This is a genomic window from Vreelandella halophila, assembly GCF_009856365.1.
In the GTDB taxonomy this organism is placed as follows: Bacteria; Pseudomonadota; Gammaproteobacteria; order Pseudomonadales; family Oleiphilaceae; genus Halospina; species Halospina utahensis_B.
This window is the reverse complement of record NZ_WMEX01000004.1, coordinates 246,556-271,875: the sequence shown is the minus strand read 5'-3', so window position 1 is coordinate 271,875 and position 25,320 is coordinate 246,556. Positions and strand designations below refer to the sequence as shown.

Annotated in this window: 20 protein-coding genes and 5 tRNA genes; 17 read left to right on the top strand and 8 right to left on the bottom strand. The window is 61.7% G+C overall.

The features are described from left to right. The first annotated feature begins 5 nt into the window (after positions 1-5). Complete coding sequence (locus GLW01_RS08940; RefSeq protein WP_160898831.1) at positions 6-2,186, top strand: malate synthase G; 2,181 nt, start codon at positions 6-8, stop codon at positions 2,184-2,186. Between the two features lie 269 nt (positions 2,187-2,455). Here the strand turns inward: GLW01_RS08940 and folD are convergent, their stop codons facing one another. Then, the gene (gene folD, locus GLW01_RS08935) at positions 2,456-3,307 is read right to left on the bottom strand and encodes a bifunctional methylenetetrahydrofolate dehydrogenase/methenyltetrahydrofolate cyclohydrolase FolD (protein WP_160898830.1); all 852 of its coding nucleotides are present in this window, start codon (positions 3,305-3,307) and stop codon (positions 2,456-2,458) included. A 139-nt stretch (positions 3,308-3,446) separates the two neighbouring features. Between folD and GLW01_RS08930 the strand changes: the two genes are divergently transcribed. The 15 genes from GLW01_RS08930 to GLW01_RS08860 all read left to right on the top strand — a co-directional run bounded on the left by GLW01_RS08930 (position 3,447) and on the right by GLW01_RS08860 (position 17,312). Continuing rightward, positions 3,447-3,523: transfer RNA gene (locus tag GLW01_RS08930), tRNA-Pro, on the top strand. A 48-nt stretch (positions 3,524-3,571) separates the two neighbouring features. Continuing rightward, positions 3,572-3,648 (top strand) — tRNA-Arg (locus GLW01_RS08925). A gap of 62 nt (positions 3,649-3,710) precedes the next feature. After that, positions 3,711-3,786, top strand: a tRNA-His gene (locus GLW01_RS08920). A gap of 44 nt (positions 3,787-3,830) precedes the next feature. Then, positions 3,831-3,915 (top strand) — tRNA-Leu (locus GLW01_RS08915). Between the two features lie 156 nt (positions 3,916-4,071). After that, positions 4,072-5,376, top strand: coding sequence for a trigger factor (gene tig / locus GLW01_RS08910; protein WP_151439413.1), 1,305 nt, complete (start codon positions 4,072-4,074; stop codon positions 5,374-5,376). Between the two features lie 89 nt (positions 5,377-5,465). Beyond that, entirely contained in the window at positions 5,466-6,101 is a 636-nt protein-coding gene (gene clpP / locus GLW01_RS08905) for an ATP-dependent Clp endopeptidase proteolytic subunit ClpP (protein WP_095617011.1), read from the top strand. 84 nt (positions 6,102-6,185) lie between these two features. After that, positions 6,186-7,469: an ATP-dependent Clp protease ATP-binding subunit ClpX gene (clpX, locus tag GLW01_RS08900; protein WP_077531515.1), complete on the top strand. Its 1,284-nt coding sequence runs from the start codon at positions 6,186-6,188 to the stop codon at positions 7,467-7,469. 160 nt (positions 7,470-7,629) lie between these two features. After that, complete coding sequence (gene lon / locus GLW01_RS08895) at positions 7,630-10,047, top strand: endopeptidase La (protein ID WP_151439414.1); 2,418 nt, start codon at positions 7,630-7,632, stop codon at positions 10,045-10,047. A gap of 209 nt (positions 10,048-10,256) precedes the next feature. Further along, on the top strand, positions 10,257-10,529 hold the full coding sequence (gene hupB, locus GLW01_RS08890; RefSeq protein ID WP_095617009.1) for a nucleoid-associated protein HU-beta: 273 nt from the start codon (positions 10,257-10,259) through the stop codon (positions 10,527-10,529). 27 nt (positions 10,530-10,556) lie between these two features. After that, positions 10,557-10,633: transfer RNA gene (locus GLW01_RS08885), tRNA-Asp, on the top strand. Positions 10,634-10,720: 87 nt separating this feature from the next. Beyond that, positions 10,721-12,589, top strand: a complete 1,869-nt coding sequence (locus GLW01_RS08880; RefSeq protein ID WP_160898829.1) for a SurA N-terminal domain-containing protein — start codon at positions 10,721-10,723, stop codon at positions 12,587-12,589. A gap of 205 nt (positions 12,590-12,794) precedes the next feature. Next, positions 12,795-13,595, top strand: a complete 801-nt coding sequence (locus GLW01_RS08875) for a C39 family peptidase (protein ID WP_151439416.1) — start codon at positions 12,795-12,797, stop codon at positions 13,593-13,595. 61 nt (positions 13,596-13,656) lie between these two features. Then, positions 13,657-14,688 (top strand): transporter, encoded by a 1,032-nt coding sequence (locus tag GLW01_RS08870; protein ID WP_237416537.1) that lies wholly within the window; start codon positions 13,657-13,659, stop codon positions 14,686-14,688. Between the two features lie 34 nt (positions 14,689-14,722). After that, positions 14,723-16,327 carry an OmpP1/FadL family transporter gene (locus tag GLW01_RS08865; protein WP_151439417.1) on the top strand — a complete coding sequence of 535 codons (1,605 nt, stop codon included), beginning with the start codon at positions 14,723-14,725 and terminating at the stop codon, positions 16,325-16,327. Further along, the gene (locus tag GLW01_RS08860) at positions 16,269-17,312 is read left to right on the top strand and encodes a MalM family protein (RefSeq protein WP_237416536.1); all 1,044 of its coding nucleotides are present in this window, start codon (positions 16,269-16,271) and stop codon (positions 17,310-17,312) included. Before GLW01_RS08865 ends, GLW01_RS08860 begins: the two co-directional genes overlap by 59 nt. Before the next feature lie 2 nt (positions 17,313-17,314). Here GLW01_RS08860 and GLW01_RS08855 read toward each other — a convergent pair whose 3' ends face one another. Further along, on the bottom strand, positions 17,315-18,370 hold the full coding sequence (locus tag GLW01_RS08855; protein WP_160898827.1) for a polysaccharide deacetylase family protein: 1,056 nt from the start codon (positions 18,368-18,370) through the stop codon (positions 17,315-17,317). Then, positions 18,367-19,017 carry a DNA-J related domain-containing protein gene (locus GLW01_RS08850; RefSeq protein ID WP_151439420.1) on the bottom strand — a complete coding sequence of 217 codons (651 nt, stop codon included), beginning with the start codon at positions 19,015-19,017 and terminating at the stop codon, positions 18,367-18,369. The genes GLW01_RS08855 and GLW01_RS08850 overlap by 4 nt, the downstream gene beginning before the upstream one ends. 105 nt (positions 19,018-19,122) lie before the next feature. Here GLW01_RS08850 and ttcA point away from each other — a divergent pair, with 105 nt between their 5' ends. Beyond that, positions 19,123-19,995: a tRNA 2-thiocytidine(32) synthetase TtcA gene (gene ttcA / locus GLW01_RS08845; RefSeq protein ID WP_151439421.1), complete on the top strand. Its 873-nt coding sequence runs from the start codon at positions 19,123-19,125 to the stop codon at positions 19,993-19,995. A gap of 8 nt (positions 19,996-20,003) precedes the next feature. Here the strand turns inward: ttcA and hemN are convergent, their stop codons facing one another. The 5 genes from hemN to GLW01_RS08820 all read right to left on the bottom strand — a co-directional run bounded on the left by hemN (position 20,004) and on the right by GLW01_RS08820 (position 25,318). Further along, positions 20,004-21,398, bottom strand: coding sequence for an oxygen-independent coproporphyrinogen III oxidase (gene hemN / locus GLW01_RS08840; RefSeq protein WP_151439422.1), 1,395 nt, complete (start codon positions 21,396-21,398; stop codon positions 20,004-20,006). 84 nt (positions 21,399-21,482) lie between these two features. After that, the gene (locus GLW01_RS08835) at positions 21,483-22,178 is read right to left on the bottom strand and encodes a sulfite exporter TauE/SafE family protein (RefSeq protein WP_095616999.1); all 696 of its coding nucleotides are present in this window, start codon (positions 22,176-22,178) and stop codon (positions 21,483-21,485) included. Continuing rightward, positions 22,175-22,390: a cbb3-type cytochrome oxidase assembly protein CcoS gene (gene ccoS, locus GLW01_RS08830; protein WP_151439423.1), complete on the bottom strand. Its 216-nt coding sequence runs from the start codon at positions 22,388-22,390 to the stop codon at positions 22,175-22,177. Before ccoS ends, GLW01_RS08835 begins: the two co-directional genes overlap by 4 nt. Further along, positions 22,293-24,803 (bottom strand): heavy metal translocating P-type ATPase, encoded by a 2,511-nt coding sequence (locus GLW01_RS08825; protein WP_160898826.1) that lies wholly within the window; start codon positions 24,801-24,803, stop codon positions 22,293-22,295. The genes ccoS and GLW01_RS08825 overlap by 98 nt, the downstream gene beginning before the upstream one ends. Then, positions 24,800-25,318 carry a FixH family protein gene (locus GLW01_RS08820; RefSeq protein WP_160898825.1) on the bottom strand — a complete coding sequence of 173 codons (519 nt, stop codon included), beginning with the start codon at positions 25,316-25,318 and terminating at the stop codon, positions 24,800-24,802. Before GLW01_RS08820 ends, GLW01_RS08825 begins: the two co-directional genes overlap by 4 nt. Positions 25,319-25,320 lie beyond the last annotated feature (2 nt).

Sequence of the window (25,320 nt, the reverse complement as noted above, 5' to 3'; positions counted from 1 at the left end):
CAAAGATGACAGAACGCGTGAATGCAGGCGGCCTGCAGGTCGCCCGAATCCTGTACGACTTTGTTAACAACGAAGCCCTGCCGGGAACCGGTGTGGACGCCGACCAGTTCTGGAACGAGTTCGGCCGCATCGTGGCAGACATGGCGCCGCGCAACCGTGAACTGCTCAAGGTTCGGGATGAACTGCAGGAGAAGCTGGACGACTGGCACCGCGAGCACCAGGGCCAGTCCATCGACCTGAACGAGTACAAGACCTTCCTCAAGGACATCGGCTACCTCAAGCCGGAAGGCGAAGACTTCACCGCAACCACGGAGAACGTGGATAAAGAGATCGCCCAGGTGGCTGGTCCTCAGCTGGTGGTACCGATCTCCAACGCACGCTTCGCGCTGAACGCCGCCAATGCGCGCTGGGGCAGTCTCTATGACGCCGTCTACGGTTCCGACATCATCTCCGAGGAAGGCGGCGCCACCAAGGGCCCGGGTTACAACCCGGTGCGTGGCGAGAAGGTTATCGCCTACGCCCGCGCCATGCTGGATGAGTCCGCACCGCTGGCCAGCGGCAGCCATGCGGACGCCACAGGCTACCGGGTTGACGGTGGGCAGCTGAAAGTAACCCTGAACAGTGGCAGCGAGGCCAGCCTGAAGGATCCGGCCCAGTTCGTGGGCTACAAGGGCTCTGAAAGCGAGCCGGAAGGCATCCTGCTGGTGCGCAACGGCGTGCATTTCGAGATCCAGATCGACGCCAGCCACCCGATTGGCAAGGACGACGCGGCGCACGTCAAGGACGTGCTCATGGAATCCGCGCTGACCACGATCATGGACTGCGAGGACTCCGTGGCAGCCGTGGACGCTGAGGACAAGACCGGCGTCTACCGCAACTGGCTGGGCCTGATGCAGGGCAACCTGGAGGAAAGCTTCGAGAAGGGCGGCAAGACCGTCACCCGGAGCATGGCTGGCGACCGTGAGTACCTGGATGCCAGTGGCAAGCCCATGAGTCTTCACGGCCGCAGCCTGATGCTGGTGCGTAACGTCGGCCACCTGATGACCAACGATGCCATCCTGGATGTGGACGGCAACGAGGTGCCGGAAGGCCTCATGGACGGCATGATCACCTCCCTGATCGCCATCCATGACCTCAAGGGCAACAACCGGGTGGGCAACAGCCGTACCGGCAGTGTCTACATCGTGAAGCCCAAGATGCATGGACCGGACGAGGTGGCCTTCACCAACGAACTCTTCGGCCGCGTCGAGGATGCGCTGGGCATGAAGCGCAATACCCTCAAGGTGGGCGTGATGGATGAGGAGCGCCGCACCACGGTCAACCTCAAGGAGTGCATCCGCCAGGCGAAGGACCGGATCATCTTCATCAATACCGGCTTCCTGGACCGCACTGGTGACGAGATCCATACCAGCATGGAAGCCGGGCCGGTGATCCGTAAGGGCGAGATGAAGCAGGCGCCCTGGATGACCAGCTACGAGGACTGGAACGTGGACATCGGCCTCGAAACCGGCCTCAAGGGCCGCGCGCAGATCGGCAAGGGCATGTGGCCCATGCCGGACAAGCTGGCGGCGATGATGGATGCCAAGATCAGCCACCCGAAAGCGGGCGCCAACACGGCCTGGGTACCGTCACCGACGGCAGCGACCCTGCACGCCATTCATTACCACCAGGTGAACGTGATGGATGTGCAGGGAGAGCTGAGCAAGCGTGAGCGCGCCAGCCTGGACAACATCCTGACCGTGCCGCTGATGAAGGATCCGTCCGTGCTGAGCCAGGAAGACATCAAGCAGGAGCTGGACAATAACGCCCAGGGTATCCTCGGCTATGTGGTGCGCTGGATCGAGGAAGGGGTCGGTTGCTCCAAGGTGCCGGACATCAATGATGTCGGCCTGATGGAGGACCGCGCCACGCTGCGGATCGCGTCCCAGCTGCTGTGCAACTGGCTGTATCACGGCATCTGCACGGAAGAGCAGGTGATGGAGACGCTCAAGCGCATGGCGAAGGTTGTGGACCGCCAGAACGAAGGCGACCCGAACTACATCCCGATGGCGGATGATTTCGAGGGCAACGTGGCTTTCCAGGCGGCCTGTGACCTGATCTTCAAGGGCCGTGAGCAGCCCAGTGGTTATACCGAGCCTCTGCTGCACGCCTATCGTCGCAAGGCGAAGGCCAAGTACGGTCAGTGAGGCAGGAGTTGAACTGACTGGTATAAGACCCCGCTTCGGCGGGGTTTTTTGTGTGCGGGGGGAAGGTGGCGGGTAACGCTGTCCGGGACACGCTGTGAATACCTTTTAGCTGCGCTGTCCTGCTCCGCTAAAAGGTCCAGGGCTTACTTCCTGTAAGCCCGTTTACGCTCAGTCGCGTAAACCCCTGTACGCTTGTCTTCCGCCATCCATGGCTCCAGACAGTCCCGGACAGCGTTACCCGCCACCTTCCTCAGGCGCTTTTCGGGGAGTCAGCCGTGGCGTTCGGCGGCTTCCAGGGTGTTCTGCAGCAGCATGGCGATGGTCATGGGGCCAACTCCGCCGGGCACCGGGGTGATCCAGGCAGCGCGCTCGGCAGCCGGGGCAAATTCCACGTCACCGATCAGCTTGCCTTCCTCGTTGCGGTTGATGCCCACATCAATGACCGTCGCGCCTTCCTTGACCCAGTCGCCATGGACCAGGCCCGGTTTGCCGGCGGCGGCAATGAGAAGGTCCGCGTCCGCCACAAAGCGGGGCAGGTCACCAGTGAACCGGTGCGCTACGGTAACGGTGGCGCCTTTCAGCAGCAGTTCCATGGAAAGAGGGCGGCCGACGATGTTGGAGGCACCCACGATGACCGCGTGCTGGCCCTTGTAGGGCGTGCCGATATGGTCAAGAAGGTGGATGATGCCGGCCGGTGTGCAGGGGCGCAGTTCCGGATGGCGCTGGGTCAGGCGGCCCAGGTTGTAGGGGTGGAAGCCATCCACATCCTTGTCCGGGCGGATGCGCAGCAGGATCTCGTCCGGGTTCATGTGCTCGGGCAGGGGCAGCTGCACGAGGATGCCGTCGATGTTCGGATCCTCGTTCATCCGGTCCACCAACTGGTTCAGTTCGTCCTGAGTGGTTTCCGCCGGCAGATGGTGATCTTCAGTATGCAGGCCAGCGGCGTCACAGGCTTCGCGTTTACGCTTCACATAGAGGTTGGACGCGGGATCGCTGCCCACCAGCACAACACCCAGACCCGGCGGCCGCAGGCCCTGGCTGATCCGCTGGCTCACTTTTTCCGCTACGGAGTGGCGGAGATCCAGGGCGATGGCCTTGCCGTCAATGATCTGCGCTGTCATGTAAGGGCCTTGTGACGGTGGTTCGGGAAAAGCGGCATTGTCGCAGTTTTACGCTCAGCCGCCAATCATGTTGACGCTGTTCACAGCCCCCGGTATGATTCGCTCCAACTTCGCTGAGAGCCGGCGTGGGTGAGTTTTTCGGGGTATAGCGCAGTCTGGTAGCGCGCCTGCTTTGGGAGCAGGATGTCGGGAGTTCAAATCTCTCTACCCCGACCAGTTTCAGGTACTCACTGGGCGGGCCGTTGTGGGCGGATGGATGAACGTGCGCTCGTAGCTCAGTTGGATAGAGCAACGGCCTTCTAAGCCGTAGGTCGCAGGTTCAAGTCCTGCCGGGCGCGCCAACTTTCTGGCACGCGGCGTTTGGTGAAGTCCTTTAGGTGCGTTAGAATCGCGCCTCTCAGTGGTGGACGTAGCTCAGTTGGTAGAGCTCAGGATTGTGACTCCTGCGGTCGAGGGTTCGATCCCCTTCGTCCACCCCATTTTTTTCTATTTCCGGCCATCAGGGCTGACCTCTTTTTTATGGGCGAAAGTGGCGGAACTGGTAGACGCGCTGGATTTAGGTTCCAGTGGGGCAACCCGTGAGAGTTCGAGTCTCTCCTTTCGCACCACTTCTTTCCCTTTCCCGGATCTTTCCCTATCGGAGTGCGCGGTCAGAACGTGATAGAATCAGCGCCCCGAAAGCCGCGGCCTTGCCAAGTCGCGTTCACATTTCTATGATCCCCGGCTTTACATTGAATCGGAACGGCAATAACTGAGGATATTCCATGCAAGTCTCCCTTGAATCGACGTCCAACATCGAGCGTCGCATGACGATTGGCGTGCCCGCGGAGGAAGTTGAGCAGCAGGTCGATGAACGCCTGCGCGAAGCCGCGAAACAGGTTCGTCTCAACGGTTTCCGTCCGGGCAAGGTTCCCATGAAGGTCGTGCGCAAGCGCTTTGGCCAGGGCGTACGCCAGGAAGTTCTCGGCGAAGTGATGCGTAATGCCTGGATGGAGGCGATCCAGGAGCAGGACGTACAGCCGGCGAGCCAGCCGCGGTTTGAGCCCCAGACCGTGGAGGAAGGCAAGGACTTTGAATTTGTTGCCGTTTTCGAGGTCATGCCCGAGATCCAGGTGGGCGACCTGAGCCAGATCAGTGTTGAGAAGCCCTGGTCCGAAGTACAGGACAAGGACATCAACAAGATGATCGACAACCTGCGCCGCCAGCAGGCGACCTACAAAGAGGTCAAGCGCAAGGCCAAGAAGAAGGACGTCATGACCATCGACTTCACCGGCACCATCGACGGTGAGGAATTCGAGGGCGGCAGCGGCGAGGACCAGCAGCTGACTCTTGGAGACGGCCAGATGATCGCCGGTTTCGAGGATCAGCTGGTAGGCGCCAAGACCGGTGAGGAGCATACCCTTGATGTGACCTTCCCGGAAGATTACCAGAACGAGGAACTGGCGGGTAAGCAGGCCCAGTTCCAGGTGACGGTCAAGAAGGTTGAGGAACCGCAGCTGCCCACCCTCGATAAGGAATTCTTCGAGCAGTTCGGCGTTGAAGCCGAGACCGAGGAGGAGTTCCGCGAGGAAGTGCGCAAGAACATGGAGCGCGAGCTCAAGAACGGCATCCAGAACCGCATCAAGCAGCAGGTCATTGACGGCCTCCTCGAGGTTACAGAGCTGGAAGTGCCCCAGGGCATGGTCGATCAGGAGATCGAGCGCATGAAGCAGGAGGCGGTGCAGCAGTTCGGTGGCCAGATGGATCCGTCACAGCTGCCTTCCGAGCTGTTCCAGGATCAGGCCCAACGCCGCATCAAGACCGGTCTGCTGTTCCAGCAGCTGGTGCAGGACGCGAATCTTGAGGTGGACAGCGAGCGGGTTGATGAGAAGATCCGCGAGATCGCCTCCACCTATCAGGATCCGGATGAAGTGGTCGAGTACTACAACAACAACCAGGAAGAAAAGCAGCAGATTGAATCCTCGGTGCTTGAGGATCAGGTTGTGGACCACGTCCTTGAAAATGCCAAGGTCAAGCAGAAGAAATACAAGTATGAGGATGCTGTGAAGCCGCCCCAGCAGGGTGCGTGAGCCTCCGGGGGTGAAAACCCGGCCAGCTCGTCTACAATTGGGGTTCTGAAACCCGCCATACAGGCAACAACCGGGAGACGACAATACCCATGACACAGCAGATATCCGACGGCGCGAGCGACGTCACCAATTCCGGTCTGATCCCGATGGTGATCGAGCAGACCGCCCGGGGTGAACGGTCCTTTGACATCTTCTCCCGGCTGCTCAAGGAGCGCGTGATCTTTCTGGTGGGGCCAGTGGATGACCATACGGCCAACCTGATTGTTGCGCAGCTGCTGTTCCTGGAGTCCGAGAATCCGGACAAGGACATCCATTTCTACATCAACTCGCCGGGTGGGGCAGTGACTGCCGGCATGGCGATCTATGACACCATGCAGTTCATCAAGTCCGATGTCTCCACGCTCTGCGTGGGCCAGGCGGCGTCCATGGGTGCTCTGCTGTTGGCAGCGGGCGCGCAGGGCAAGCGCTATTGTCTGCCCAATTCGAAGGTCATGATCCACCAGCCGCTGGGCGGTTTCCAGGGTCAGGCCTCGGACATTGAGATCCACACCCGCGAGATCCTGAAGACCAAGGAGCGGCTGAACAGCATCCTGGCGGAGCACACCGGCCAGAGCTATGAACAGATCGCCCAGGACACGGACCGGGACAACTTCATGGACGCTGCGGAGTCAGCGGAGTATGGCCTCGTTGATGCCGTACTTGATAAACGCTCGGGGAATACCTAATACTGGTATCAATCCCGATTTCTGTCGCTCGACCGTGGCACACGGTCAATGCAAGGCGGCCGGAACCAGAACAGAGGTAATCCAATGGCAGAGAAAGGTAGCGGCAGGGGCGACGATAACGGCAAGCTGCTGTACTGTTCCTTCTGCGGCAAGAGCCAGCATGAGGTCCGCAAGCTGATCGCGGGCCCGTCGGTGTTCATCTGCGATGAATGCGTGGATCTTTGCAACGACATCATCCGCGAGGAAATCCAGGAGACCACCGAGGAAGAGCCGAGCGACCGTCTGCCCTCTCCCCACGAGATCAAGGAAACGCTGGACGAGTACGTGATCGGCCAGGACCGTGCCAAGGTGGTGCTGTCCGTGGCCGTGTATAACCACTACAAGCGTCTGCGTTTCGGTGAGAAGCGCCCGGAAGTGGAGCTCGGCAAGAGCAACATCCTGCTGATCGGCCCCACGGGCAGCGGCAAGACGCTGCTGGCGGAGACGCTGGCACGCATGCTCAACGTTCCGTTCACCATTGCGGACGCCACCACGCTGACCGAGGCTGGCTATGTGGGTGAGGACGTTGAGAACATCATCCAGAAGCTGCTGCAGAAGTGCGACTACGATGTGGACAAGGCCCAGCGCGGCATTGTCTACATTGACGAGATCGACAAGGTCTCGCGCAAGTCGGACAACCCCTCCATTACCCGTGACGTCTCGGGTGAGGGTGTGCAGCAGGCCCTGCTCAAGCTGATTGAGGGCACGGTCGCATCCGTGCCGCCCCAGGGTGGCCGCAAGCATCCGCAGCAGGAATTCCTGCAGGTGGATACCGCGGGCATGCTGTTCATCTGTGGCGGTGCCTTCTCGGGGCTGGACAAGGTGATCCGGGAGCGCTCCGAGAAGACCAGTATCGGTTTTGCGGCCCAGGTGGTCGGTCAGTCTGATAGCAAGAGCACATCCGAGATCCTGAAGCACATTGAGACGCAGGATCTGGTGAGCTACGGCCTGATTCCCGAGTTCGTGGGCCGTCTGCCCGTTGTGGCGACCCTCACGGAGCTGGACGAGGATGCCCTGATCGAGATCCTGACCCAGCCCAAGAACGCGCTGACCAAGCAGTATCAGCAGCTGTTCGAGATCGAGGACGTGGAGCTGGATTTCCGCGAGGACGCACTGCGTGCAGTGGCCCGCAAGGCCATGGAACGCAACACCGGTGCCCGGGGGCTGCGCTCCATCATGGAAGGCATCCTTCTGGATACCATGTATGAGATCCCCTCCGAGCCGGATGTGTGCAAGGTTGTGATTGATGAAGGTGTGGTCAACGGGGAATCCGACCCGATCAAGATCTACGCCAACAATGAAACCGCCCGCGCGGTTCCGGAGGACTGATTCCGGTATCCCTGTTTTCAGCCCGTCTGTCAGTTTCCGGCTGGCAGGCGGGTTGAAGCCGCCCCTCTTAACCCCCATTCTCTAGAGAGTCAGCGAAACGGGACTGTGCCCACTCTCAGGATCCCGGCGTCGCCCACTTCCCCAGTTCAGAGGTCAGATCATGACAGAGCAGCCCCAGGGCCATACCCCTTTTGAACTCCCCATGTTGCCCCTGCGTGATGTGGTGGTGTTTCCGCACATGGTGGTTCCGCTCTTCGTCGGGCGGGAGAAGTCCATCAATGCCCTTGAAGCCGCCATGGAGAACGACAAGCAGATCCTGCTCGTCGCCCAGAGGGATGCGGAGACGGATGATCCCGGCCGTAATGACCTCTATGGCATAGGCACCATCGCCACGGTGCTGCAGATGCTCAGGCTGCCCGACGGGACCGTCAAGGTCCTGGTTGAGGGGCATGCACGGGCATCCGTGGACGAGTTGGGTGGCGACGACCAGTATGTGACCACCAGCTGCCGCCAGCTTCCGGAGACCGGAGTTGAGGCGCGTGAGGAAGAGGTGTTCGTCCGGACCCTGATGGAGGAGTTCGAGAAATTCGCGCGCATGTCCAAGAAGGTGCCCAACGAGGTCAGCAACTCCCTGCAGGGCATCGAGGAGCTGGACCGCCTGGCGGATACCATGGCTTCCCACCTGGAACTCAAGGTGGCTGAGAAGCAGGAACTGCTTGAAACCCTGGACCTGCGCCATCGTATTGAGCAGCTGCTGGGCAAGCTCGACAGCGAGATTGACCTGATCGAGGTGGAAAAGCGCATCCGTGGCCGCGTCAAGAAGCAGATGGAGCGCAGCCAGCGTGAGTACTACCTGAATGAGCAGATGAAAGCCATCCAGAAGGAGATGGGGCAGCTCGGCGACGGCAGCGGCCAGGATTTTGAGGAGCTCGAGCAGAAGATCGAGTCTTCCGGCATGCCCAAGGAGGCCCGGGAGAAAGCCGAGCAGGAGCTCAACAAGCTCAAGATGATGTCGCCCATGTCCGCGGAAGCGACCGTCGTCAGGGGCTTCATTGACTGGATGCTGGCCATTCCGTGGAAAAAGCGCAGCCGTGTGCGCCACGATATCGACCGTGCGCGTCGCATTCTGGATGAAGACCACTATGGTCTGGATGAGGTCAAGGAGCGCATTCTTGAGTACCTCGCGGTGCAGAGCCGTGTCCGCAAGGTGAAAGGGCCGGTACTGTGCCTCGTGGGCCCGCCCGGTGTGGGCAAGACGTCACTGGGGCAGTCCATCGCGCGCGCGACCAATCGCAAGTACACCCGGATGGCGCTGGGTGGTGTGCGCGATGAGGCCGAGATCCGTGGTCACCGCCGCACCTACATCGGGGCGCTGCCCGGCAAGATCATCCAGCGTCTGTCCAAGGTGGGCGTGAAGAACCCGCTCTTCCTGCTGGACGAGGTGGACAAGATGGGCATGGACCATCGTGGTGATCCGTCCTCGGCACTGCTGGAAGTCCTGGACCCGGAACAGAACCACACGTTCAGTGACCACTACCTGGAGCTCGAATACGATCTGTCGGATACGATGTTCGTATGCACGTCGAACTCCATGAACATCCCGGATGCCCTGCTGGACCGGATGGAGATCATCCGTATTCCCGGCTATACCGAGGATGAGAAGGTCAATATCGCCCGCCGCTACCTGCTGCCGAAGCAGCTCAAGGCGAACGGGCTGAAGGAAGAAGAGCTGAGCCTGCCCGAGGAGACACTGCAGGCCATCATCCGGTATTACACCCGTGAGGCGGGTGTGCGGAACCTCGAACGCGAAGTCGCCAAGATCTGCCGCAAGGTGGTGCGTGAGCACGTGGAAGCCGGCGAGCGTCATGCCGTGGAGGTGACCCCCGAGACACTGGAGCACTATGCCGGCGTCCGGCGCCACAAGTACGGTCTGGCTGAGGAAGAGAACCAGATCGGGCAGGTCACGGGCCTGGCGTGGACCCAGGTGGGTGGCGAACTGCTGACTCTGGAGTGCGCTGTGACGCCCGGCAAGGGCAAGGTGGTCAAGACCGGCTCACTGGGCGACGTCATGCAGGAATCCATACAGGCGGCCCTGACAGTGGTCCGGAGCCGTGCCCCAGGGCTGGGGCTGTCCTCGGATTTCCAGGATAAGCAGGACCTGCACATCCATGTGCCGGAAGGTGCGACCCCCAAGGATGGTCCCAGCGCGGGCATTGGCATGTGCACCGCGCTGATTTCCGCACTCACCCGCATTCCGGTGCGCGCGGACGTGGCGATGACCGGCGAGATCACGCTCCGTGGCCGCGTTCTGATGATCGGTGGTCTCAAGGAGAAGCTGCTTGCGGCACACCGGGGCGGCATCAAGACAGTGGTGATTCCGGAAGAGAACGTGCGCGATCTGAAGGAAATTCCGGACAACATCAAGGAATCTCTCGAAATCCGTCCGGTGGAATGGATCGACCAGGTGCTCGATATCGCGCTGACCCGGCAGCCGGAACCGCTGCCCGCGGATGCTCCCGCCCATCCGGGCAGCCGTGATGAGGATGCCGACGGTAACGAACGGGTGAATACCCACTGAAAGGTGGAGTCATTGACACTGTTTAAAGGCCGTTGGTATAACGTATTTCGCCTCTCAGCGGAGCCATGGGCCACCCTGTCAGGGCTCGCAGGGTGAGGGATGTCCCGGCCTGCGGCCATGGAATTCTCCGATGGCGTGTGCCATAGTCATTGGCGCCGAAAAAGAAACACAACGTCCAACATGGAACCAGATAGAAAAAGGGGTTTAGTGTGAATAAGTCCGAACTGATCGACGCTATCGCAGATTCTGCCGATATTTCCAAGGCCGCAGCAGGTCGTGCACTGGACGCGATGGTTGATTCCATCACCGGATCCCTCAAGCAGGGTGATCCGGTCACGCTGGTAGGCTTCGGGACCTTCTCCGTCAAGGAGCGGGCAGCACGCACCGGCCGCAACCCGCAGACCGGTGAGGAGATCAAGATCGCCGCTTCCAAGGTACCCAGCTTCAAGGCCGGCAAAGCCCTGAAGGACGCCGTCCAGTAACGGCGGATCCCGCCATTCTGTTTCGACGGAGCGGTAGTTCAGCTGGTTAGAATGCCGGCCTGTCACGCCGGAGGTCGCGGGTTCGAGTCCCGTCCGCTCCGCCAGACTTTGGGCGCATGCCGTAAGGGATGCGCCCTTTTACGTTAAACACAGGTCACCCGTGGAAGTGCGGGCACACAGGGGAACGCGGAATGCTTCAGAACATCCGGGAGAACGCCCAGGGAACGATCGCCAAGACCATCATCGTGGTCCTGATCCTGTCCCTGTCCATCTGGGGGCTGGACTCCATCGTGGGCGGCAGCGGCGAGAACGAGATCGCCACGGTCAACGGTGAGCCCATCACCGAGCGGGAATTCGAACGTGCGGTCCAGATCCGGCGGCAGCAGCGGCTGCAGGAAATGGAAAACCCGGACTCATCCCGGATCGACATGGACGCACTCAATGAAGAGGTCATGGATTCACTCATCCGGGACAAGCTGATTGGTCAGGACATCCGCTCCCGCGGGCTCCAGGTTTCGGAATCCGATCTGGACCGCATGATCACCGGTGCCGAGCAGTTCCGGGTCAACGGTGAGTTCAGCCAGGAGCGCTTCATACAGGCGGTCCGCAACCAGGGTATGACGGTGGACCAGTTCCGGACCATGCTGGAGCAGGATCATCTGAGCCGTGTCATCCAGGCTGTGATCCAGGGCAGCGCCTTCAGTGCGCCCTCCGAAACGGAACGGGTGGCCTCGCTGCTGACCCAGACCCGGGATTTTTCTGTCCTTCAGATTCCGGTTGGCGAGCGCGCGGAGTCCATGGAAGTGTCTGACGAGGAACTCAGGAGCTTCTACGAGGACAACCAGGAGCGCTTTGTCCAGAGCGAATCCGTTGATGCGTCCTGGATCACACTGGACCGTTCCGAGCTGGTGGATCCCTCCGAGATCGAAGAGGAAGTAGTCCGGGACCGCTACCGTGAGCGTGTTGAGTCCATGCAGGCTGATGAACAGCGCAATGCGGCCCATATCCTGATCCGTGAGGACCGGGAAGATGCCGAAGCCGCTGTCGAGGCGGTGCAGGAAGGTCTGAAGCAGGGCCGCTCCTTTGCCGAGCTGGCAGCGGAATACTCCGATGACGGAGCCACCGCGGATGAGGGTGGCAAGCTCGGCTTCTCTTCACGGGATGACTTTGACGAATCCTTCTCCGAGGCCCTCTTCAGTATTGAGGAGACCGGTAAGGTGGTTGGGCCCGTCAGTACCTCCTTCGGTCAGCATTTCATCAAGCTGCTGGATGTGCGCTCAGAGGAGCCTCCGAGCTTTGAGAGCATGGAGGCGTCCCTGCGCGAGACCATCGCCCGGGAGAGGGCAGAGCGCCGCTATGTGGAGCTGAGCGAGGAGCTGGCGGACATGGCCTATTCCGAGTATGACCTCCAGGCACCCGCTGAGCTCATTGATGCCTCCATCCAGACCCGTGATGGGGTACGGCCCGATCAGGCCAGGGCTCCCTTCGACCATGAAGGACTGCGCGAGCAGCTGTTCACAGAGGAGGTGCGCAAGGAAGGTTTCAACACTGAGGTGGTGGAAACCGGTGATGGCGTCTCCGTGGTGGCGCGGGTGCGCGAGTACTATCCGCGCGAACAGAAGTCCTTTGACCAGGTACGCGAAGAGGTCACGGAGCTTGTGCGCCAGAAAAAGGCTCGCGAGGCGCTGAGGGAATCCCTGGAAGGCATGGCCGCGGACATGTCGGCGGATGCCGGGCTGCCTGAACCGGATATGGGAACCGGTACGGAATGGGAGTCCTTTGAGGGCGTCAACCGGCGTTCCCTGCAGGCGCAGGCCGTGGTCCGGGATGCCGCCTTTGAGATGCCGGCGCCACAGAACGGCGGTGCCAGCACCCGTATTGTGGATCTGCCCAATGCTGTCGCCCTGATCCGTCTTGATGCAGTCAATCCGCCGGATTCCGCCACGGTCAGCATGATGGCCTCGAACCTTGGAGCCTCTCTGGGGCGGCGCCATGGCCAGATGGCCTATCAGGCCTACATTGAGTCCCTCAGAGCTGAAGCGGACATCAACCGCAACTGACTCCCCCCTATGGAGCCGGGTCGTCAAACCCGGTTCCATCGCCTTTCCACCTGTGTCACAAAATTGATTCCCGCCCGGGAATGGTCCGAATTCCAACGGTTTAAGAGACCGAGAATTGAGGACCAGTTATCTTTCAGCCTCACCTAAATTCGCTATGGTCCCTTCCGACACCGTCTTCCGTCGGGTTTATAAGGGACAGGCGTTCATGCTCTTCGTTCTGGCCGGATCACTGCTGACTTTCTCCATGACGCAGGAAGTCGTCGAGGTGGAGCCCCATCCAAGGGGGACCTTCATCTATGAGCAGCATTACAACGAGAGTCCGGATTCCCTTCTACACCGCTATCAGGTGGAACCGCTCAGGGCCCAGAAATTCCGCAACGTGGTGCGCCAGCAGTATGACTACAGCTGCGGCGCGGCCTCGCTCACAACGATTCTGCGCCATTACGTGGGCCAGAACCTCAATGAGCGTCAGGTCATGGAAGGGCTGCTCCAGTACGGGGAGAGTGAGCGCATTGTTGAGCGTCGTGCCTTTTCGCTTCTGGACATGAAGCGCCTGGTCACTGAGCTTGGCTTCCCCTCCGGCGGTTTCCGGGCTGAGATTTCGGACCTGGCCGAGCTCGACCATCCGGCCATCGTCCCCATCAACCATGCCGGTTTCGAGCATTTCGTGGTGGTGCGTGACATCCGCGAAGGGCGTGTTTTTGTCGCGGATCCGGCCGCCGGGAATCTGTCATTCACGCTGCATGAATTCCAGGAGAAATGGGCGGAGAACGTTCTTTTCATCGTTTTCCCGGGCGAGGAACCGCCCCTGAACAATCTGGCCCTTAAGGAAGAGGATATGCGCTTTGTGGATGACCAGACATTGACGCTGCAGGCACGCCAGGAGTTCCCGGTATTCCACGAAGCGCTCATGTGGGACATCCAGAATGAACTCGAGCGGCTCAAGAACAACCCGGACGGCAGCGTTGAGAACACGCGCAAACAGCTCTATTTCCGTGATCGATGAAGTTCACGGACGACAGGTGATTGGTGGTTTTATGCATCGAACTGGATACAGGGAACCCGCTATGACGCGCTCTGTGCTTTGGCTTCTGGCCGTTCTCGTGCTGCTCTGCGCACTGGCGGTGCCCGCCGCGGCCCAGCAGCAGGAAGACGATGGTGCCACTGTGGATGAGGCCCGGGAGGCGCTCGCCCAGCAGGAAGGGGATGAGGATTCCACCGAACAGCTGGAAGAAGTCTTCCAGGCGGCGGAAAAGAACTACTCGCTGCTGCAGGCTGGGCGTCAGTCACTGAACTACTCCTTTAACTACTCCTATTCCGGAACACAGAACCTGGACCTGGAGGTCATCAACAGCCAGGTCCGGAATCTGGATGTGACGCCGGAAGCCACCCACAACTTCACCAACGCCTTCTCCTACGACTACGGGTTCTACGACAACCTGACGCTGGGCACGCGGATTCCCCTGACCACCAAGTTTGATACCCAGGAGGATCTGAACGTCAACGACGTGGGGGATATCTCCTTTACCGCGCGCTGGCAACCCAACCCCCATATCCCGGGCACCATGTCCACCACGCTTTTCGGGACGCTGAGCTCCAAGACCGGCGTGAGTCCCTACGAGATCGACGTCAATCGTCAGCTGTCCACCGGCAGTGGCTATTACTCGATCGGCGGGGGCGCCAGTGTTTCCAAGGTGCTGGATCCGGTGGTTCTGTTCGGCTCCGGCAGTCTCCGTTACAACCACAAAGTGAAGGATCTCAAACAGGTGCGCGGTGCCCGGCTTCTGCAGGAGCTTGAGCCCGGCTTCACGCTTTCCGGCTCCGGTGGCTTCTCCTATTCGCTGTCCTACGACATATCGCTGAGCCTGTCGGTCCAGCTTACCTACAACGATGAGACCGTCCTGAGCTTCAGCGATGGCACCGAGGCAACGGCCAGTTCCCAGATGGCGGGCATCATCAATATGTCACTGGGCACGCGGATCAGTGATCAGACCATCGTCAATACCAGTGTTGGTTTTGGTATGACGAGGGGAGCACCGGATTTCACCATCGGCTTCTCCATGCCCATCAATATTTCCGGGCTGTCTGAATCATCCTGATGCGTGGATCAAGGGCGATAAGGAGCAGGAAGTAATGCGAGCGAATGGCGTCGGCACACGTGTATTCGGCGCACTGGCACTGGCGGCCGTGTCCCTGGGGGCGCAGGCCCAGTTCAGCCATCAGCTGCTGGTGCATCCGAAGGCCGCCGCGCTCGGCAACGCGGTTACCGCGGATCCGCCCGGGATCATGGCCATCCGCCGTAATCCAGCCGGACTGAGTCGTCTTGAGGGGCGCCAGTGGGAACTTGGCGGTGCCATGCCGATGACGCAGTTCGATGCGACGTTCACGGTGCCGGAAGAGGGCTGTGATGTCTTCGGCATCGAATGCGCGGAGAATGATCCGGTAGCCAACAGCAAGAGCAGTACCGACGTCGGCGCCAACTACATACCGGGCATCGGGCTGATGGAAAGCGCTGCACCCGCTGCGCCGTTCAATGCCGGGTTCAGTGTCCAGCCCCCGGGCTCGAAGCTGACGTTCGGCAATGCCGCGTTCATCGAGAACTCCGGTGGCTTCTCCCGTGAGGAGGATGATCCGGGCCGGTATCAGCCGACCCAGGCCGCCATTCAGCGGATCACCTACCTTTCACCAACGGTTTCCTATGAGATCAATGATGAGTGGACCGTGGGCGCCGGTATCCATTTCTCGCACCAGGGGATCGAGGTGAACCAGCTGACCCGGGCCCCGAACATGCTGGTGGGCGTGGGGGCCACGCTTCAGGATGCCTTTGGCTGTGACGAGGAGGCCCAGGAACCCCTGGCGCCCTGGTTGGCCCTGTGTGGCGGCAAGATCGGCCCCTTCCAGGACATCGGCAATGTCAACTTCCGGGCCGAGGAGAGCCTCTCCACCAGCTACAAGGTGGGGGTGCTCTGGGAGCCCACTGACTGGTTCACCTGGGGCGCCCAGTACAGTTCCGGCGATGATATGAACCTCAAGGGCGATTTCCAGATCGACTACACTGAGGACTGGGCCGCGTTCTGGCAGAGTGTGAACAGTTCTGTGCTCGGCGCCATAGGCGCCGCGATCCTGAGCCTGCCTTCCGGCGTTCCGAAGGAGGAGGGCCATGTCTCCATCAAGGAGAGCTACCCGCAGCATTTCTCCACCGGCGTCAGCATGCGGGTGCTGCCGTTCCTCACCCTGAATGCGGATATGGACTATGTGGATCTGTCTTCCCAGAAGTATCTGGAGCTCAAGTTTGACCGTGAGCTGGAGTTCCTGAATGCGGCCCGCATCCTGTCACCGGAAAAGGCAACACCCACCAGTCTGAAGATTGGCCGTGAGTTCACGGATGTGTGGAACCTTGGCTATGGTGCGACACTGCACGTGAACGACCGTCTTGATCTGAGGGCGGGGGCCCAGAACCGGAGCACCGTCATCCCCAAAGGGGCGGAAAGTCTTTTCTCGCCCATCGGGGATGGCACAATGTATGGCGTCGGGCTTGGGTACAGGTGGTCGAAGCACACCCAGATCGATATGAGTCTGAGCCAGATGAAAAGTACCCAGAACATCCCGGCGGACTCGAGCTGCAATATCAATTGCACGAACATCACCAACATTGTGTACAACCCCTACGCAGGCCTGGATGTCAAAACCGAAACCACCATCACCTTTGCCAACCTCACCATCCGCAGCCGTTTCTGACCGGCTGAGGCCGGCGCTGCTGGTTCTGGTGGTGCTGGTGACCGCCGGCTGTGCCAGTGGTGCTGGGGATGGGGCTGCAGGGGGCATGCGCGCATGGGTGGATGAGCGGGGGCAGGTCCGATACACACCGGCCGCCAGCAACGCCTCTGAGACCTCTGGCGAGACCACCGGTAAGAAGGGCTCCGGTGAAACGGGGGTGACGCGGGCTGCGGAATCCTCCCATCCGGAATTCAATCTGGAACAGTATCCGGATGCCGGGGATAAAAACAGCAGCCGGGAATCCGAGGAGCTTTTCTACAGCTGGCGGGATGCCCAGGGACGCATTCACAATACGCCCTACCTTTACGGGGAAGAGGCCCTGGGGCAGGTGATGCGCGAGCCGGAGCCGGTTCGGGCTTCCGAGGCCCGGGTGACCACCTCGGGCGCGGCAGCCGCCCCAGGGTTCCGTCGGGATTCCGAAGCTGCCGCCATTCTGGGGGTGGGCGAGGGGTCGGAGACCCGGCTGGATGCTTTTGCGCAGCAGTGCTGCGGGGCGCTGCCGCGCCTGGACTACCAGAAGCTGGAGCCCGAGCGGACCCTGCCCGTCGATCTCGGCGAAGAGGCCGATGTGTACCGTTTTGCCACGGGCGACAGCCGTTTCGCTCTGGTACGCCTGCCACAGGATCCTGAACAATCACTCCTGCGCGTCCGCAGTTTCATCCGCGACGGCGGCTTCTTTCTGCCGAATGCCGTTTTTCTTGACGGTGGCTTCCGTCCTGTCCGGATGGTGACCGACATCGTGATGGAATACAGTCCCGAAACCTGGCGACGCTATGGGCATATGGAGGCAAGGCTGGCGCTGAAGCCGGATTCCGGTGAGCGCTGGCTGGTTGTCTTTACCCGCCCGGAAGACCTTGAGTCCGGCACCAGGGTCGGCGAGCAAGGCAAGCGCCGCAGGCTGACCCACGAGCCCGTGGGCAGCCTGTCACTGCGGCTTGTCGACTGACCTCAGCCCTCCGGTGCCTCCGGATTGAACCAGGGCTGGGAGAGCCAGTAGAAACGGCCATCACCCGCCGGGTAGGTGCAGTTGTAGCGTGAACGACGGGCTTCAATGGGGTTCTGGGCTCGGGTCTGGATGCGCACGCCGTTGGCAAGGGTCTCCGCGTCGAGTTCCATCTTGCCCTCGCCAGAGGCAAAGCAGTTCAATCGGCCGCTATCCCAGCCCTCGGGGACCGTCATGTCCAGCAGGGGCGGGTTCTGGTCGCCGATCACCGGGGCCGGAAGATTGGCTCTGGTAACCGGGAAGTTGCGCGCCTTCAACTTGTTCCTGAGGGCATCGATGCCGCCGTAGGCATCCGCCACGGCAAAGCGCGGCATGGCACCGGGATGGGAGTGCTCACCGATAACCCCGGAATGCTGCGCGAATCCATACCAGCCGCGCTCCTCCAGTGCCTGCAGGACCGGCTGGGAGAACTCACCGTAGGGGTGGGCATAGAGCTCGGTTTCCACGCCGATTTTCTCCTCGATGCGATCAGCACCCCGGTCCAGTTCCCGAGCAATGCGTTTGGCGTGTTCTTCCGCGCTCTCATCCGGGCGCTGGAGCATGGTGCCGTGATCCAGGCTGTGGTTGCCGATGGTCACCAGCTCGTGCTCGGCCATATCCTTAAGCTGGTCCCAGCTCATGTAACCGTTGTTGCCGACAGAGCCGCTGAGTACGAAGACCGTCAGCGGAATACCTTTTTCCCTGAGAAGCGGCCATGCTTCGGTGTAGACGCTCTCGTAGGCATCATCAAAGGTCAGGGCGACATGCTGGTTCTCCGCATCCGCGCCGTCCAGGGTCTTCTGGATGCGCTCAGGGGTGAGTGACAGCGGCTCCACGCCGAGCTCCTCGATCAGTGCCAGCTGGTCCCGGAACAGTGATGGAGAGGTCGTGGTGGAGGGAGGTGTCTCCGTGGAGACATGGTGATAGGCCAGAGTGGCAACGCCGGCATGGGCACCGGAGGCCATGCTCAGGCCCAGGGCTGTAGTGACGGCAATACGGGTCAGGGGGGTCACTCGACTCATGGGTGTCCTCTGAAGTGATGTCGTAGGGTGGCCATGGCCCGGTTAAGGGCCTGGAGCTGCTCGTTGGAGCCCCCCCGATCCGGGTGATGCTGCATGGCAAGGCGCCGGAACGCCTGCCGTGCGGTCGCCAGATCCGGAGGTGGCGTGTCGATCGCCAGGGTTTGGCAGGCCTGGGTGAGCTCATCATCCGCCGGGCGCGTGATGCCCTGCCAGAAGTCATCCAGCATGCGGTTGATGGTACTCTCGCCCAGGTCATGGTTGGACAGGTCCCGGTAGAAGGCGTGCAGCGCATCGTGCTGCCCCGCCTCCTGCTGCCCGGCGTTGTACGTCTGGCGAATGCGGATATTCAGCGCGTTGATGTCGATGGTTTCCCCGCTCTCGGCAGCCAGTCGTTCGCGCTGCCGGTAGAGGCTGTGAAACAGGAGAAAGTGCACCGGGTAGAGGGCCGCCGGGCTGCTGAAGTCGATGGTCCCGAAAAGATACCAGGGCTCTCCCTGGAGGGTGCGCAGCATCACCAGTTCGCTCATGCCTTCCGGGTGGGTGCGCAGCAATGCCTCGCAGGCGTCCATGATGCGCCCGACCAGCGCTTCCAGGGCGCTGTCGCTGGTTTCGCCGGTCCGGTTCAGTGAGGCGGTGGAATCCATCATGTCCAGACTATGCGTTGCCAGAGCGGGCAATGCAAATCCCGGTTGGTGGCAGCCCGTGACTCTCCGGTATAATCCGCAGCCACACAGTCTGACCGGGGCCAATCAATGCTGGACAAGACCTCCACCGATCCGCGCGACGAAAGCAAACGCCTGCAGAAGAAGCTGCAGCGCGAGACCGGGCGTGCCATCGCGGATTTCGACATGATTGAGGAAGGCGACCGCATCCTGGTCTGTCTCAGTGGTGGCAAGGATTCCTACACCATGCTGGACATGCTGATGGTCCTGCGTCATCGGGCGCCGGTGAACTTCGAGCTTATGGCGGTGAACCTGGATCAGAAGCAGCCGGGTTTTCCCGAGCATGTGCTGCCGGATTACATGGCGCAGCTTGAAGTGCCGTTCCAGGTTCTGGAGAAGGACACCTACAGCATCGTGAAGGAGAAGATTCCCGAGGGGAAAACGGCCTGCGGTCTGTGCTCACGCCTGCGCCGGGGGATTCTCTACAATTTCGCGGAAGAGCAGGGCTGCACCAAGATCGCACTGGGCCATCACCGGGATGACATCCTTGAGACCATGATGCTCAACATGTTCCACGGGGGCACGCTCAAGGCGATGCCGCCCAAGCTGTTCAGCGATGATGGGCGCAATACCGTGATCCGGCCGCTGGCCTATTGCCGTGAGAAGGACATTGCCCGCTTCGCCGAACTGAGGGAGTACCCCATCATCCCCTGCAACCTCTGTGGTTCTCAGGAGAATCTGCAGCGGGAGATGGTCAAGGACATGCTCAACGACTGGGACCATCGTTTCCCGGGGCGGATCGAGAACATGTTCCGGGCCCTGCAGAACGTGGCGCCTTCCCATCTGGCGGATCCGCAGCTGTTTGACTTCTCCGGCAGGGGCGAGGCGCAGGAACAGGTTGCTGAGCCCCAGCGCGCGGAGCCCGGAACCGAATACGGCCAGGTCCAGGTGCTCAATATCTGAGCGCCAGCTCAGATGATCCGTGAGTAGCGCCCGGTCTGCGCCTGCTGGGCGCCGGCATCGAACAGCTGGCAGATGGCCCGGATCAGAAGGCGGCCGGGTGTGCGCACCGTCAACCGCTGCGCATCCTCTTCAATCAGGCCGTCTTCCACCATGGTCTGGCGTGCCGGCAGGGTATCGGCAAACACCTGATCAAAGGCCTCCCCCCACGCGGCGGCGAAGGCCTGTTTGTCCAGCGAGAAGTGACAGATCAGCTCCATGATCACGGCGCGGCGCATGCGGTCGTCGTCACTGAGCTCATAGCCCTTTTTCAGGGGTGTGCGGTTGAAATCCAGCTGCAGGTTCCAGGCGCCTTCGTCATGATGGTTCTGGAAGTAGCTGTCGGCGGCCTGGCTGATGGCGGAGACCCCCATGCCGATCAGGTCGCATTCCCCGTGGGTGGTATAGCCCTGGAAATTCCGGTGCAGTTCCCCGTTGCGCTGGGCGATGGCCAGTGTGTCATCCGGTTTGGCGAAATGGTCCATGCCGATGTAGACGTAGCCGGCCTCAAGCAGCCGGTTGATGGTGTCCTCAAGGATGCGGAGTTTTTCCTCCGGGGAGGGCAGATCCTCCTCGCGGATGCGCTGCTGGGGCATGAACCGGTCGGGCAGGTGGGCGTAGTTGAACACCGACAGCCGATCCGGCGACAGCTCCAGCACCTGGTCCAGGGTTTCATGGAATGTCTCCCGGGTCTGGTGGGGCAGCCCGTAGATGAGATCCATGTTGATGGACCGGAAACCGAGATCCCGGGCTGTGACAATGCGGTTGGCCACCATCTCCCGGGGCTGGATCCGGTTCACCGCTTTCTGGACGGTCGGGTTGAAGTCCTGAACACCCAGGCTGATGCGGTTGAAACCGATGGAGCGCAGGACTTCCAGGGTTTCAGGGCCGCACTCGCGGGGGTCAATCTCAATGGAGTGGTCGCCGCTGTCGTCGTCCGCCAGCTGGAAGTGCTGGCGCAGCACGCTCATCAGTTCGCGCATTTCATCGTGGCTGATGAAAGTGGGCGTGCCGCCGCCCCAGTGGAGCTGGGTCGCCGGTCGTTCCTGCCCGCCGAACTGCCGGGAGCGCATGGCGATCTCCTGGTGCAGCCGTTCCAGATAGGGAGCAGCCCGGTCCCGTTTGCGGGTCACGATCTTGTTGCAGGCGCAGTAGTAGCACAGGTGCGCGCAGAACGGGATGTGCAGATAGAGTGAGAGCGGCGCGCCCGAGGCACGGCTTCGTTCAAGGGTCCGCTCGTAGGCCTCGCCGTTGAAGTCTTCGCTGAAGGCCAGCGCCGTCGGGTAGGACGTGTAACGGGGGCCTGACAGATCGTAGCGTGCGATCAGATCCGGGTCCCAGAGGAGGTTGATGCGTTCCGAAGCCATGGTGTCCTCCGACGGCAGGTTCTGTGCTGCACACAGCCTAACGCAGCCTGCGGCTGGACCTGTTGATATCGGTCAAACCCCGCCTTAATGGGAAAGAATCAGATGCTGGATCCAGGGGATGGTCCAGAGACCGAAAACGATCAGGGCCAGGCCCGTAACCCGGCGGAAGGCCGTGGACTGGCGCAGTCGGGTAATGCGGCTTGCCAGCAGGCCGGTGGCCACCATTGCCGGCACCGTGCCGAGCCCGAAGCTGAACATCAGCAGACCGGAGAGAACCGCATCCCCCTGGGTCAGGGCCCAGGCAAGGGTGCTGTAGACCAGGCCACAGGGCAGCCAGCCCCAGAGCAGCCCGAGCGGCAGGGCACGGCTCAGGCGGTCAACGGGCATGAAACGCTGGGTCAGGGGAGAGAGCCGCTGCCACAGGGGCGCGCCGATGCGTTCCAGGCTCATGATGCCCTGCCACCACTGACCCACGGCCAGGCCCAGCAGGATCAGCACAACACCGGCAAGGGTGCGCAGGACCATGCCGGCGCCGGGGACGCCTTCGGTCAGGAGCGCGCCCGGGAGGCCCGCGATCAGCCCGATCAGGCTGTAACTCAGGATCCGCCCGAGATTGTATCCCGCCAGCAGTGACAGCTGACGGCGCCGGTAACCCGGGCCAACAGGCAGGGCCAGGCTGAGTGAGCTGGCGATGCCGCCGCACATGCCCAGGCAGTGGGTGCTGCCCAGGAACCCGATGAGGAACGCTGAACCCAGGGTGGTGATGAGGGCATCAGTCATTCCGGATCGCTCCCTTCACGCTGGCGACTGGTCTGTTCGGTATGCTGCCGGGCTTCCGGGGGAATCCGGTCCTCGTCGTCATCGAAAAGGATCTGGTGAGCAGGCCCTTCCAGATCATCGAACTGGTCGTTGCGCACTGCCCAGATGAGTACCCGGACGGCGATCGCCAGCAGGATCAGTGACAGCGGAATCAGTATGTAGAGTATTGCCATCGGGCTTCATTCCTCCCAGACGCAGCGCATTCATCACCACAGCCACCGAGCTGGCGGACATGCCCGCGGCCGCGATCCATGGGATCACCAGACCCACCATTGCCAGAGGCAGGATCGCCGCATTGTACAACAGCGACAGGGTCAGGTTCTGGCGGATGACCCGGCGTGCCATGGGAGCGACCTTGAGCGCTTCCATCAGCGGCCACAGCCGCTCACCCAGAACCACGGCATCCGCCTGCAGGCGGGCGATATCACTGCTGCCGGCCATGGCCACGGACAGGCGGGCTCCCGCCAGACCGGGCAGGTCGTTGAGTCCGTCACCCACCATCATGACCCGGTTGCCCTCCGCCTCGAGGGCACGGATGCGCTCCAGTTTGGCCTCCGGTGACAGACGCCCTTCATACCGGTCGATGCCGAGTGCTCCGGCGACCCTTGCCACCTGGCCGGAATGATCGCCACTGAGGAGCACACAGTGCCAGCCCCGGGCACGCAGGGTCGCCAGCACCGGCTGCGCGTCCTCGCGCAGCGTATCATCCAGGGTGATCCGCCCCAGCCAGCCGGTCTCGCTCGCCAGGTGAACAGCCAGGGCGGCATCGTCATCGGTTTCCGGCGCAGAGGGCAGGTTGAGTTCAGCGGCGACGAAATCCGCCCGGCCCAGGGCCAGCCTGAGACCCTCGTTGAAGCCGGTGACGCCGCCGCCGGGATGGTTTTCCCGCTCGCTGATGACTGCTGCCGGTTCGTCCCGGAAGGCCCGTGCGATGGGATGCTCGGAGCCGCGTTCCAGTCCGGCTGCCAGCGCCCGGCAGTGCGCCTCGGAAATGCCGGACGACGGGGTGACAGAGGCAATACTGAGCTGGCCCCGGGTAAGGGTGCCGGTCTTGTCGAACACCAGGGTGTCCACTGTATTGAGCGTCTCCAGGGTCGAACCTCTCGTGGGAACGAAGCCGGCCCTGCGCAGCCGGTTGGTTGCCACGGTCAGCGCCGTCGGGGTGGCCAGCGACAGGGCGCAGGGGCAGGTGGCAACCAGAACCGCCAGGGTGATCGGAAAGGCCCGTGGGGGGTCCAGAAGCCACCAGACCAGAAAGGTGGCAGTGGCAGCCGCCAGCACCGCGGTGACAAAAATACCGGCAACGCGGTCCGCGATCTGCTGGGTCCGGGGTTTCTCGGCCTGGGCCCGGTCCAGAAGCCGGGTGATGGCGGAAAGCCGGGTGTTGTCCCCGGCCTGGTCCACGATCACCTCCAGGGGGTGCTCGGTGTTCACCGTGCCCGCCGAGACTGGCTCGCCCGGTCCCCGGGAGACCGGCAGCGATTCACCGGTCAGCATGGATTCATCCAGTGCGGATTGGCCACAGGCCACATGGCCATCCGCGGCCAGGGTATCCCCAGGGCGTATGCGGATACGGTCACCGGGGTTCAGGTCACGGGCACGCACCACGGTCTCGGTGTCCCCATCGATGCGCAGTGCCGTGCCGGGCATGGCATTGATCAGCGACAGGTTTTCCAGGCCCGCCCGGTAGCGGGCGCGGCCCTCGAGAAATCGCCCCAGGCCGAGGAAGAAGGTGAACATCGAGATGGATTCGAAATAGACATGTTCGCCGCCAAAGAGGGTCACATGGACGCTCGCCAGGTAGCCGGCAAGGATCGCGATGGACACGGGCACATCCATGCCCGGATGACGGTGCCGGAGGTCCCGGACTGCTGCCTGGAAAAAGGGAACGGCGCTGTAGAGCACCACAGGTGTGGCGATGACGAAACTGGCCCAGCGGAACAGCTGGACCATGGCCGGGTCGGATTCCGTGCTGAGCCCGAACTGGAGCGGGTAGGCCAGCATCATGGTCTGAAGTGCTGCAATGCCCGCGATTCCGATCCGGATCATGGCCTGTTTCTGCTGGTTGCGTATCCGCTCCTCCCATTCGCCGGGGCGGAAAGGAGATGCCTGGAACCCCAGTTCGCGGATCCCCAGCAGGAGGTTGCCCAACCCGGTGACCTGAGGGTGCCAGACCAGATGGGCGCGTTGGGTGCTGTGATTGATGCGGATGGACTCAAGCCCCTCAAAACCGGCCAGGTGATGCTCGATCAGCCAGATGCAGGCGGCACAGCTGAGACCGTCGATCATCAGCCAGGTCTCGTGGAGCCCATCATCCCGGGCATGGACAACCTCGTCGAGGAGCTGACGGTCGTTGTAGTGCAGGCACTCGGCACGGACACGGTCGTCAACCGGGTCCGGCGTGGTGATGGGGCCGTCAATCTGCTGGTAGAAGCGGTCGAGCCCCTCGTTGCGGATGATGCGCGAGACCGCGAGACAGCCCTCACAGCAGAACGCCTCGGTCCGGCCGGCGATGTCGCCGGTGACGGGGGGTGTTTCCGGCAGGGGTTCCCGGCAGTGGAAGCAGGCGCCGGCAGCCGCCGTCATTGCTGACGCGCCTCCCGGATGGGTTTCAGGGTAAGTGGCTGTTCCAGAGGCGTTACAAGCGGCCCCCTGAGGCGCCAGTCATTACCGGTGTTGCGGATATCAATGTACCAGCGCCCGTCGCTGAGGGGCTGCACACGGGCACGGTAGCGGCCTTCCCCGACACGCTGGGCGATGGTGGTCTGATCGCGGTCGCCCAGGGTGGCATGAGTCAGTTCCACCTGGAGCCGTTCCCAGTTCCGCTGCTCCGGGGACTCAAGCAATATGTTAAGGCGCTCACCGTCGGTGAAGCTGACTTTGCCCGTCAGGTCCAGATTGGCGGCCTTGATATCCCGCGAAAGCTCGCGGTTGATACCCATGCCCTCATCGTAATAGTCATCCTCTACCATCGAGACATGCTGCTCCATGGAAAACAGAATCAGAAAGATGCTCCAGAGGATGGTGATCCCAGGGATCGCGATAAGGACCCACGGCCAGGGCTCGCGGTACCAGGGGCGCTTGGTGTCGTCGTCTGTCATGG

Excerpts from the sequence above, each read along its gene's own strand:
- GLW01_RS08855 (WP_160898827.1), bottom strand. The coding sequence starts at position 18,370 with ATGAGTCGAGTGACCCCCCTGACCCGTATTGCCGTCACTACAGCCCTG.
- GLW01_RS08820 (WP_160898825.1), bottom strand. The coding sequence starts at position 25,318 with ATGACAGACGACGACACCAAGCGCCCCTGGTACCGCGAGCCCTGGCCG.
- ttcA (WP_151439421.1), top strand. The coding sequence starts at position 19,123 with ATGCTGGACAAGACCTCCACCGATCCGCGCGACGAAAGCAAACGCCTG.
- ccoS (WP_151439423.1), bottom strand. The coding sequence starts at position 22,390 with ATGGCAATACTCTACATACTGATTCCGCTGTCACTGATCCTGCTGGCG.
- GLW01_RS08875 (WP_151439416.1), top strand. The coding sequence starts at position 12,795 with ATGCTCTTCGTTCTGGCCGGATCACTGCTGACTTTCTCCATGACGCAG.
- lon (WP_151439414.1), top strand. The coding sequence starts at position 7,630 with ATGACAGAGCAGCCCCAGGGCCATACCCCTTTTGAACTCCCCATGTTG.
- GLW01_RS08865 (WP_151439417.1), top strand. The coding sequence starts at position 14,723 with ATGCGAGCGAATGGCGTCGGCACACGTGTATTCGGCGCACTGGCACTG.
- GLW01_RS08825 (WP_160898826.1), bottom strand. The coding sequence starts at position 24,803 with ATGACGGCGGCTGCCGGCGCCTGCTTCCACTGCCGGGAACCCCTGCCG.
- tig (WP_151439413.1), top strand. The coding sequence starts at position 4,072 with ATGCAAGTCTCCCTTGAATCGACGTCCAACATCGAGCGTCGCATGACG.
- GLW01_RS08860 (WP_237416536.1), top strand. The coding sequence starts at position 16,269 with ATGTCAAAACCGAAACCACCATCACCTTTGCCAACCTCACCATCCGCA.
- GLW01_RS08835 (WP_095616999.1), bottom strand. The coding sequence starts at position 22,178 with ATGACTGATGCCCTCATCACCACCCTGGGTTCAGCGTTCCTCATCGGG.
- GLW01_RS08940 (WP_160898831.1), top strand. The coding sequence starts at position 6 with ATGACAGAACGCGTGAATGCAGGCGGCCTGCAGGTCGCCCGAATCCTG.
- GLW01_RS08850 (WP_151439420.1), bottom strand. The coding sequence starts at position 19,017 with ATGATGGATTCCACCGCCTCACTGAACCGGACCGGCGAAACCAGCGAC.
- clpP (WP_095617011.1), top strand. The coding sequence starts at position 5,466 with ATGACACAGCAGATATCCGACGGCGCGAGCGACGTCACCAATTCCGGT.
- clpX (WP_077531515.1), top strand. The coding sequence starts at position 6,186 with ATGGCAGAGAAAGGTAGCGGCAGGGGCGACGATAACGGCAAGCTGCTG.
- hemN (WP_151439422.1), bottom strand. The coding sequence starts at position 21,398 with ATGGCTTCGGAACGCATCAACCTCCTCTGGGACCCGGATCTGATCGCA.
- GLW01_RS08880 (WP_160898829.1), top strand. The coding sequence starts at position 10,721 with ATGCTTCAGAACATCCGGGAGAACGCCCAGGGAACGATCGCCAAGACC.
- GLW01_RS08870 (WP_237416537.1), top strand. The coding sequence starts at position 13,657 with ATGACGCGCTCTGTGCTTTGGCTTCTGGCCGTTCTCGTGCTGCTCTGC.
- folD (WP_160898830.1), bottom strand. The coding sequence starts at position 3,307 with ATGACAGCGCAGATCATTGACGGCAAGGCCATCGCCCTGGATCTCCGC.